The organism is Alcanivorax sp. HI0083, assembly GCF_001635175.1.
This window is the reverse complement of the sequence record NZ_LWFX01001264.1, coordinates 1-9,374: the sequence shown is the minus strand read 5'-3', so window position 1 is coordinate 9,374 and position 9,374 is coordinate 1. Positions and strand designations below refer to the sequence as shown.

Genomic DNA, 9,374 nt, shown 5'->3' with positions numbered 1-9,374 from the left:
GCGCCGGGTGAAAACCATTGCCTCACGGAACAAATCCGGCCCTTTCATGGGCAGTGAATTCAGTTTTGAAGACATGCGCGGGCAGGAGGTGGAAAAGTACACCTACAAGTACCTGCGCGATGAACCCTGCGGCGAACTGACCTGTTTCGTGGTCGAGCGTTACCCGCAAGATGAGGATTCGGGCTACACCCGCCAGGTTTCCTGGATTGACCAACAGGAATACCGGACCTGGAAAGTGGACTATTACGATCGCAAGAAAAGCCTGCTCAAGACGCTCACCGCCAGTGATTTTTCACAGTACCAGGACAAGTACTGGCAGCCCGGCAAGATGTCCATGGTCAATCACCAGACAGGGAAATCCACGGATCTGTTCTGGAGCAACTACCGCTATGACACGGGGCTGAGTGAGTCAGACTTCAACAAGAACAGCCTGAAACGCGCCCGTTGATTTCTTCCGCCAAAAACATGAAGAACTGGCTGGTTACGGCATCGCTGCTGGCAGTGCCACTCATCTCCTCTGCGTGGGAATTTCGCGGTGAAGTGGCGCTGGAAGGGCGTTATTTTACTCAGGACTCTCCCTATGCCCGGGCGGATTATTCCACGAACGCTTCCGGCTACATCAAGCCGGAAATACTCCATGAGTGGAACAATCGTGATGACCTGTTCACCTTTATCCCCTATGCCCGGGTGGACGAACACGATACAGAGCGAACCCACTGGGATATTCGCGAGCTGTCCTGGATTCATGTGGGTGATGGCTGGGAATCCCGGGTGGGCATTCGCAAGGTGTTCTGGGGCGTTACCGAAGGGCGCCACCTGGTGGATATCATCAACCAGACCGATCAGGTGGATCAGGTGGATGGTGAGGAAAAACTCGGCCAGCCCATGATTAACCTGTCCACGGTACGGGACTGGGGGATCGTTGATGTGTTCGTTCTGCCGGGTTTCCGTGAGCGTACCTACGCGGGTGAAGAGGGGCGTCCGCGTACACCTTTGCCGGTGTCCGATAACGCGCAGTACGAATCCTCGAAAGAAAACCAGCGTGTGGATTTTGCCATCCGCTACCAGCAGTACTTCGACAACGGGCTGGAGCTGGCCGTGTCGCATTTTTCCGGTACCAGCCGGGACCCGCTACTGATTCCGGATTCGCTGACGCTGGCCGAGCTGCAGGCACTGATTGCTACCGGGCAATTGCCGTCGGGTAGCGACCCGGAATTTACCCCGCTGTACAACGTCATCGATCAGACCGGCCTGGAGCTGCAATACTTGAACAGCGGCTGGTTATGGAAGCTGGAGGCGATCAGCCGATCCGGGCAGGGCGAGCGCTTTAATGCCGTGGATGGCGGTTTTGAATATACCCAGGTCGGGCTGCTCGATACGGCCACGGATCTGGGCTGGATTGTGGAGTACATCTGGGAAGACCGGGATGACAGTCTGGCGTCTCCTCTGGCCAGTGATGTGTTGCTGGGAACCCGGTTTACCTTCAACGACGTCGCTTCCACCGAGATACTCGCCGGCATCATCTATGACACCGAGGACGAGGAAAAAGCGATTAGCCTTGAGTCCAGCCGTCGTTTCGGCAATAGCCTGAAAGCCAGCCTGGAGGCCCGTTTTTATACCGATACCAGGAAGCCGCAAAGCGCCTCACAACTGTACCGGGATGCGCTGCGCAATGTGAATACCAATCCTGGGCTGGGGCCGATCAGTCGTTCTGACTTTATCCAGGCGGAATTGGTGTATTACTTTTAGAGCCGTGCTTGACGCTGGACGCCGAAGGCCTGACGGGAACGGTCGCCTTTCCTTCTTGACCCTCCTGGCAGCCAAACGTATGTTTGAAACGTATGTTTTGAACGCACAGGGCAGGGTATGGCACAGGCGGGGACAGTAGACCGGATTCTTGATACCGCAGAGGTATTGTTTGCCCAGAAGGGCTTCGCGGAAACCAGTCTGCGTGCCATTACCAGCAAGGCCGGGGTGAATCTGGCGGCGGTGAATTACCATTTCGGCTCCAAGGAAGCCTTGATTCAGGCCGTATTCGAGCGCTTCCTCACGCCGTTCAGTCTGGCTCTGGACGCCAAGCTTGATGAAATGGAAGCCTCCCGCATTCCCGATACCCCCGAAAATGTCTTGGGTATTGTGTTCCGCCTGGCGCTGGGTACACATCCCGAGGACCCCCAGCGAGCTGCCATCTTCTTCCGCCTTTCCGGGCAGGCGTACAGTCAGCCACAGAGCCACTTGCGCGAATATCTCCACCAGCACTACAGCGCCGTCTTTGCCCGTTTGCAGCGCCATCTGCAACAGGCGGTACCGGATGTGCCGCCCATGGAACTGTTCTGGCGCGTGCAGTTCAGCCTCGGGGCGGTCATTTTCACCCTGTCGGGCATGCAATCGCTGCAAAGCATCAGCAAAGCCGATTTCAATATGGACGCCAGCACGGCGGATATCACCAAACGCTTGCTGCCGTTTCTGGTTGGTGGCATTCAGGCGGAAGTGCCGGATCAGCCGTTGCATATGGGCAAGTAAAGGCGGCAACGCGTGAGGCTGGCCGGTTGCCTGGCCCGGTGATGAGGTAAGGGTTCGCGTTGCAACTTCGCACTTTCAACTTGAAACTATCCCCATGGAACTGATTATCAACTTGTCTGAACAATGGCTGGAGCTGCGTGGCACGCGGACCGAGCGCTTTGCGATTTCCTCCGCTGCTAACGGTGCCGGTGAAGCCATGGGGAGTGGTGCTACGCCCCGTGGTAGCCATGTGGTTCGGGCCCGCTTTGGTGCAGGGTTGCCGCCTGGGGCGGTACTACTGGGGCGGAAGTTTTCCGGCGAAGTATTCGACGCCGATCTGGGCGCCCGCTTCCCCGAACGTGACTGGGTGCTGAGTCGCATTTTGTGGCTTGGTGGCCTGGAACCGGGGCGGAATCTGGGTGCCGACGTGGATAGTTTCCGGCGCTTTATTTATATTCACGGCACACCGGACAGTGAGCCCATGGGCACTCCTGCCTCCCATGGCTGTATCCGGATGCGAAATGATGCGGTGATCCGCTTGTTTGACCAGGTGCCGGTGGGCACCCGGGTGACGATCATCGATTAATGTCTTCTGCCTACAAGGTTGCCATGTCTGCATCCGCCTCCCCGTTATTAATGCTCGACCTGGAAGGGCTTGAGGTCAGCGCCACGGAAAAAGACATGCTGGCACACCCCGGTGCCGGTGGTCTGATTCTGTTTACCCGTAATTATGCCAACCGCGAACAGCTGGCTGAGCTGGTACGCCAGGTTCGGGCTGTACGTCCGGACATGCTGATCGCCGTGGACCAGGAAGGTGGGCGAGTGCAACGCTTTCGCGACGGATTTGTTCGCCTGCCGCCCATGGCCGCGCTGGGGCAGCGTTATGACCAGTCTCCTGCAGAGGCCGTGCGTGAAGCGGCGCTGCTGGGCGAGTTGATGGCGTCGGAGCTGACCGAGCTGGATATCGATATCAGTTTTGCGCCGGTGTTGGATCTGGATTACGGCAACAGCTCGGTGATTGGTGATCGCAGCTTTCATGGTGATGCTGATGCCATGATCGACCTGGCCGGGGCTTTTATCGATGGCATGAGTGCCGCTGGAATGGCCGCCACGGGCAAGCATTTCCCCGGCCATGGCCATGTGGTGGCCGATTCCCATCTGGAATTGCCAGTGGACCCGCGCCCGCTGGCCGAGCTGGAGGCTGCCGACATGCGCCCCTTCATGGCGCTGGCCGCGAAACTGGACGGCATTATGCCTGCCCATGTGATTTATAGCGCGGTGGAGCAACAGACAGCGGGATTCTCGCGCTTCTGGTTGCAAACACAGCTGCGCGAGCGGCTGGGGTTCCGAGGGGTGATTTTTTCCGATGACCTGTCCATGGCCGGTGCTCACGGTGTGGGAGGTTATCCGCAGCGGGCACAGGCGGCCTTGGAAGCCGGTTGTGACATGGTGCTGGCCTGCAATTGCCGCGAAGGGGCAGAGCAGGTGTTGGACTTCCTGGGGACGCACCGGTTCCAGGGCCAGGTCCCGGCAGGCGGGCTGCGTGCGCGACCACGCTTGCCCATGGTGGCGGAGCGCAGGGCGGTTGCGACCGAGTTGGCTGTGGCCCTGCGTGAGCAGGGCATTACGTAAAACAGGCCTGCGTGAAAACTAACGAAAGAAACAGGCTCTAACTGAACAGTAAAAGCAAAGGAAGACATTAATGAACTGGGACTGGAATCAACTGCTGCAGTGGCCAACAGTCGAGACGCCAATGGATATCTGGCTGACTCAGCTGTTTATCATCGTGCTGTGCACGGTATCCATCAACTTTATTCTGATGCGCAGTATCGATGTGGCCGAACGGTTGATTGGCAAGACCGAGACCCTGTGGGATGACGCCTTGCTGGAAGCCGCACGTATCCCGGTTCGTCTGGTGTTCTGGGTGATCGGCTTGTCGGTGTCCATGGAGCTGCTGCAGGCGGTGTCCGCAGAGGAAAACGCCCTGTTTGAGTTTGTGCCTCAGGCACGCCGTATCGCTTTTATTATCATCATTGCCATGTTTCTGAGCCGGTTTATTTCCTATACGGAAAAGAACCTGATTGATCCGGGCCGTATGCGTAAACCCATGGATCAGTCCACTGCAGCGGCAATTGCAAAGTTGCTACGGGTATCCGTCGTTATTACGTCTCTGTTGATTATTTTGCAGACGATGGGTTACAGCATATCCGGTGTGTTGGCCTTTGGTGGTATTGGCGGCATGGCGGTGGCGTTTGCCGCCAAAGATCTGTTGGCCAACTTCTTCGGCGGCATGATGGTTTATTTGGACAAGCCGTTTCGGGTCGGAGATTGGGTGCGCTCACCGGATCGCTCCATCGAAGGGAGCGTAGAAGATATCGGCTGGCGCCTGACGCGCATCCGCACCTTTGATCAGCGCCCGCTGTATATTCCCAATGCCATGTTTACCTCCATCGTGCTGGAAAACCCTTCGCGGATGTACAACCGGCGTATCAATGAAAAAATCGGCATCCGCTATGATGACTGGCAGAAGATGCCGGGGATTGTGGCTGACGTACGCACCATGCTGGTTGAACACGAAGATCTGGAAACGGAAAACCGTACCCTGATCGTGAACTTCGATAGCTACGGGGCCTCTCACCTGGAATTCTTTATCTATACGTTCACCAAAACCACCCAATGGGTGCAGTACCATGAGATCAAGCAGGACGTGCTCATGAAAATCATGAATATTGTCCACGAGCACGGTGCCGAGTTTGCGTTCCCCACGCGTACACTGCACCTGATCAGCCAGAATGATGATGCCCCGGCCACGGGCCTGGAAGACAACAACCCGGAGGAGGCACAGCATGTCCAGCGCTGATGAATTGCAACAGGAATTGATGACGGTTCGCCGTAATGCCATCGAACTGCATTCCTCTGATCAGGTGCAGGAAGCCATCGCCAAGCTGGCTTTCGAGGTGACTGAAGCCTGTTCCGGCAAGGTGCCGGTGTTCGTCACCATCATGAATGGCGGCATGATCTTTGCGGCGGAACTGGTCAAGCGTCTGGATTTCCCCCTGGAGATGGATTACCTCCACGCCAGCCGTTATCTGGGAGCCACCAGTGGTGGGGATGTGGAATGGATTGTGACACCCAGTGCCACGCTGGCCGGTCGCCATGTGGTGATTGTGGATGACATCCTGGACGTGGGTTCTACCTTGTTGTCGATTATTGAAGCCTGTAAAGCCCAGGGAGCAGCATCCGTGAAAACCTGTGTGCTGGTGGACAAGCAACACGACCGCAAGGCAAAGCCGGGCCTGAAAGCCGACTTCACCGCGCTGGAAGCGGATGATTATTACCTGTTCGGCATGGGCATGGATTACAAGGGATTCTGGCGTAATGCGCCGGGCATTTATGCGGTAAGAGAGAGCGATCTCTGATGCTGGCTTTCATTGGTGGTACCGGCCTCACGCGCATGGACAACTTGCGCATCATCAAGACTCACACGGTGGAAACCCGGTTTGGTTCCCCTTCCGCACCGGTAGTGGAAGGGGAGCTGGATGGCCAGAACGTCCTGTTTCTCGCTCGCCATGGTGATCCGCACGTATTGCTGCCGCATCAGGTGAATTACCGTGCCAATTTGGCCGCGCTGAAAGAGGCCGGCGCCACAGCGATTGTGGCGGCCAATGCGGTGGGCGGTATTACCGCCCAGGCGCCCACCGGTGCGCTGGTGCTGCCGGATCAGATTATTGATTACACCTACGGCCGGGAGATGACCCTGTTCGACGACCTGGATGAACCCCTGGTGCATGTGGACTTCAGCTGGCCGTTTGATGTGACATTGCGCAATGCCCTGAAAGCCCGGTTGGCGGCGGCTGAGCTGAGCTGGAATGATGGCGGCTGCTATGGCGCAACACAGGGGCCGCGGTTGGAAACGGCCGCTGAAATTGCCCGCCTGGAGCGTGATGGCTGCGATATCGTCGGCATGACCGGCATGCCTGAAGCGGTGCTGGCCCGGGAGCTGGGATTGCCTTATGCCATGCTGTCTCTGGTGGTCAATCCGGCCGCCGGCAAGTCCACCCATGAAATTACCATGGCAGAAATCGAAGCGGTCATCCACGATGGGATGGCCAATGTTCGCCAGTTGCTGGCGGACTTTGCGCGGCATTATTCGCCGTCATAACCTCAATTCAAACAGCCGGTTTATCCGGTTGCTTGCTGTCATAAGGAGCATGCATCGGTGACGTTGCTGATTATATTCGCCACCATTTCTATCGGTTTTTCCTTTGTGTGCTCCGTGCTGGAAGCGGCACTGCTATCCATTACGCCCAGTTTTATTGCTGGCCTGCGCGACAGCAACCCGAAGCTGTATAAGAGCTTGCGCGCGTTCAAGGATGATATCGACAAGCCCCTGTCTGCCATTCTGACTCTTAACACCGTGGCGCATACGGTCGGCGCCACCGGCGTCGGTGCCCAGGTGGCAGTGGTGTTCGGGGAAGCCTGGCTGGGGGCCGCGTCGGGAATCATGACGCTGGCGATTCTGGTGTTCTCCGAGATCATTCCGAAAACCATTGGCGCGAAATACTGGCGTTCACTGGCACCGATGCTGCCGCCCACGCTCAAGGTCATCATGGTGTCGCTGTTGCCTTTTGTCTGGCTGTCCAAGCTGATTACCAGTCGTATTGGTGGCAACGAGCATGATGTGGATGTGCGGGCCGAAATACGCGCGCTGGCAGACATGGGTGAGGACCAGGGCGCCCTGGATGACGATGAACACCGGGTGATTCATAACATCCTGCGCCTGCACGATATCCGTGTGGGCGCCATCATGACCCCGAGCACGGTTTGCCGGGTGGTCGAGCCAGGCCTGACCGTGAGTGAATTCAAGGACCGTGAGAAGGGGCAGCCGTTTTCCCGTTACCCGGTGATGAGCGCCAGCGGTGAAGCGAAAGGGTATATCCATAAATCCGATTTACTGGATAGTGGCCCGGACCAGACCATGCAGACGTTGGCCCGTGAAGTATCCATGGTGCATACCACGCTGAATATTGAAGACTTGTTTAGCGCCATGTTGACCCAACGTCAGCATATGGCGGTGGTTTATGATGACCACGGCACCTGGGTGGGCCTGATCACCCTGGAAGATATTCTGGAAAGCATCCTGGGCCGTGAAATCATGGATGAAACCGATAACGTGGCCGACCTGCGCCTGTATGCGCGCCAACGCTGGAACCGGCGCCTGAAAAAGCAGGACAAACCACAGTAAGGCATTGCGCAACGCGCGCCGAGAATGGAGGAGAGCATTATGACCGGCATTTACCAAGACAATAGCGAAACCATCGGTAACACCCCCCTGGTGAAGATCAATCGCATCAGTCAGGGCAATATTCTCGCCAAGATCGAATCCCGTAACCCGGCCGGCAGTGTGAAGTGCCGGATCGGCGCGTCCATGATCTGGGATGCAGAGAAGAGCGGCAAACTGAAGCCGGGTATGACCCTGGTGGAGCCCACCAGCGGTAATACCGGTATTGCTTTGGCCTATGTGGCGGCGGCCCGGGGCTACGATCTGGTGCTGACCATGCCGGACTCCATGAGCCTGGAGCGCCGCAAGATCCTCAAGGCGCTGGGCGCCAAACTGGTACTGACGCCTGGCCCGAAAGGCATGCCCGGTGCGATTGCCAGGGCGGAAGAGCTGGTACAGGAAAACCCGGACAGCCATTTGATGCTGCAGCAGTTCAATAATCCGGCCAACCCTGACATCCATGAAAAAACCACCGGCCCTGAAATCTGGGACGCCACCGGTGGTGATATTGACGTGCTGGTTTGTGGCGTTGGCACCGGAGGTACGATTACCGGTGTCTCCCGTTTCATCAAAAACGAGAAGGGCAAGGCGATCACTGCCGTGGCGGTGGAGCCAGACTCCTCGACCATGATCTCTGCTGCCCTGAAAGGGGAAGAGCCCACCCATGGCCCCCACAAGATTCAGGGCATTGGTGCTGGTTTTGTGCCGAAGAATCTGGATATGGCAGTGGTGGACCGGGCGGAGCAGGTCAGCAACGAAGATGCCATGGAATGGGCCCACAAGCTGATGCAGGAAGAAGGTATTCTGGCCGGTATTTCCTGTGGGGCGGCCATGTGTGTGGCGGATCGCCTCAGCCAGCAGCCGGAGTTTGCCGGCAAGACCATTGTGGTGGTGCTGCCGGATTCCGGCGAACGTTACCTCAGCTCCCCCCTGTTTGCCGATACCTTTACCGAACAGGAGCTCGGCCAGTAGCGCCGGGTGTCGCTGCGTGCCCGGGTATCCCTTGCGGGTTAACCCGGGCGACGTGCTGTACTGCCAGGGGCAGGCAGGGTATAAAGGCACGATAAGCCCGAAACGGGCAGTTAGTTTTCCGCCTTGAGGCGGGCTATTGGGGGAACACCATGAAGAGCACCCTGAAATACCTCGCAGTCATGCTCTGCGGTGCCACATTGCTCAACGGTTGTTATTTTGAAGAAGATGACATCAGCAGCAGTGACCGGCAGGAGCCACTTCCTATCGTGAACAATGATGCGCCGCAAGGTACACGCGTGGTGCCGGGCGAGCAGGTCATGAGCAGCGGTCGCCACCGTAACGACATTCAGGTGGCCAACGGCGCTGCCGCGATCAAGGCGAGCAGCGAACATTACAGCACCACCGCCGAAATCTCCGTTATTCAGTAATCGCCGGCCTGGGCCGTAAACCTGCCTGCCGTACAAGCCACACCGATGGCACCGGCGGTGCATCCCCGTTATCCTTGCCGGCCGGATTCAGGCTGGTGGTTTCATGTCAGGTAAAACAGGGGCAGGCACAACCGAGGTAGATGTGGTCGTGATCGGTGCTGGCGCAGCCGGGCTGATGTGTGCGGCCACGG

The 9,374-nt window shown here is 57.6% G+C and carries 11 protein-coding genes; all 11 read left to right on the top strand.

From position 1 onward, the window contains the following. Positions 1-448: outer membrane lipoprotein-sorting protein (locus A3754_RS18620; RefSeq protein ID WP_156497079.1), on the top strand; the 448-nt coding region annotated here is incomplete at its 5' end. 17 nt (positions 449-465) lie between these two features. Further along, on the top strand, positions 466-1,749 hold the full coding sequence (locus A3754_RS18615; protein WP_063520897.1) for a hypothetical protein: 1,284 nt from the start codon (positions 466-468) through the stop codon (positions 1,747-1,749). A 117-nt stretch (positions 1,750-1,866) separates the two neighbouring features. After that, complete coding sequence (locus tag A3754_RS18610; protein WP_063520896.1) at positions 1,867-2,523, top strand: TetR/AcrR family transcriptional regulator; 657 nt, start codon at positions 1,867-1,869, stop codon at positions 2,521-2,523. Between the two features lie 94 nt (positions 2,524-2,617). Then, positions 2,618-3,088, top strand: a complete 471-nt coding sequence (locus tag A3754_RS18605; RefSeq protein WP_063520895.1) for a L,D-transpeptidase — start codon at positions 2,618-2,620, stop codon at positions 3,086-3,088. Next, on the top strand, positions 3,088-4,134 hold the full coding sequence (nagZ, locus tag A3754_RS18600; protein WP_063520894.1) for a beta-N-acetylhexosaminidase: 1,047 nt from the start codon (positions 3,088-3,090) through the stop codon (positions 4,132-4,134). The genes A3754_RS18605 and nagZ overlap by 1 nt, the downstream gene beginning before the upstream one ends. A 70-nt stretch (positions 4,135-4,204) precedes the next feature. After that, a complete protein-coding gene (locus tag A3754_RS18595) occupies positions 4,205-5,362 on the top strand; it encodes a mechanosensitive ion channel family protein (RefSeq protein WP_063520893.1) in 1,158 nt (385 codons plus the stop codon). After that, positions 5,349-5,921 (top strand): hypoxanthine-guanine phosphoribosyltransferase, encoded by a 573-nt coding sequence (locus A3754_RS18590; RefSeq protein ID WP_063520892.1) that lies wholly within the window; start codon positions 5,349-5,351, stop codon positions 5,919-5,921. The genes A3754_RS18595 and A3754_RS18590 overlap by 14 nt, the downstream gene beginning before the upstream one ends. Beyond that, entirely contained in the window at positions 5,921-6,664 is a 744-nt protein-coding gene (locus tag A3754_RS18585) for an S-methyl-5'-thioinosine phosphorylase (protein ID WP_063520891.1), read from the top strand. The genes A3754_RS18590 and A3754_RS18585 overlap by 1 nt, the downstream gene beginning before the upstream one ends. Positions 6,665-6,721: 57 nt before the next feature. After that, a complete protein-coding gene (locus A3754_RS18580; RefSeq protein ID WP_063520890.1) occupies positions 6,722-7,747 on the top strand; it encodes a CNNM domain-containing protein in 1,026 nt (341 codons plus the stop codon). A gap of 39 nt (positions 7,748-7,786) precedes the next feature. Next, the gene (gene cysK / locus A3754_RS18575; RefSeq protein ID WP_063520889.1) at positions 7,787-8,755 is read left to right on the top strand and encodes a cysteine synthase A; all 969 of its coding nucleotides are present in this window, start codon (positions 7,787-7,789) and stop codon (positions 8,753-8,755) included. 149 nt (positions 8,756-8,904) lie between these two features. Beyond that, the gene (locus A3754_RS18570) at positions 8,905-9,183 is read left to right on the top strand and encodes a hypothetical protein (RefSeq protein WP_063520888.1); all 279 of its coding nucleotides are present in this window, start codon (positions 8,905-8,907) and stop codon (positions 9,181-9,183) included. Positions 9,184-9,374 lie beyond the last annotated feature (191 nt).

Excerpts from the sequence above, each read along its gene's own strand:
- A3754_RS18615 (WP_063520897.1), top strand. The coding sequence starts at position 466 with ATGAAGAACTGGCTGGTTACGGCATCGCTGCTGGCAGTGCCACTCATC.
- A3754_RS18610 (WP_063520896.1), top strand. The coding sequence starts at position 1,867 with ATGGCACAGGCGGGGACAGTAGACCGGATTCTTGATACCGCAGAGGTA.
- A3754_RS18605 (WP_063520895.1), top strand. The coding sequence starts at position 2,618 with ATGGAACTGATTATCAACTTGTCTGAACAATGGCTGGAGCTGCGTGGC.
- nagZ (WP_063520894.1), top strand. The coding sequence starts at position 3,088 with ATGTCTTCTGCCTACAAGGTTGCCATGTCTGCATCCGCCTCCCCGTTA.
- A3754_RS18595 (WP_063520893.1), top strand. The coding sequence starts at position 4,205 with ATGAACTGGGACTGGAATCAACTGCTGCAGTGGCCAACAGTCGAGACG.
- A3754_RS18590 (WP_063520892.1), top strand. The coding sequence starts at position 5,349 with ATGTCCAGCGCTGATGAATTGCAACAGGAATTGATGACGGTTCGCCGT.
- A3754_RS18585 (WP_063520891.1), top strand. The coding sequence starts at position 5,921 with ATGCTGGCTTTCATTGGTGGTACCGGCCTCACGCGCATGGACAACTTG.
- cysK (WP_063520889.1), top strand. The coding sequence starts at position 7,787 with ATGACCGGCATTTACCAAGACAATAGCGAAACCATCGGTAACACCCCC.
- A3754_RS18570 (WP_063520888.1), top strand. The coding sequence starts at position 8,905 with ATGAAGAGCACCCTGAAATACCTCGCAGTCATGCTCTGCGGTGCCACA.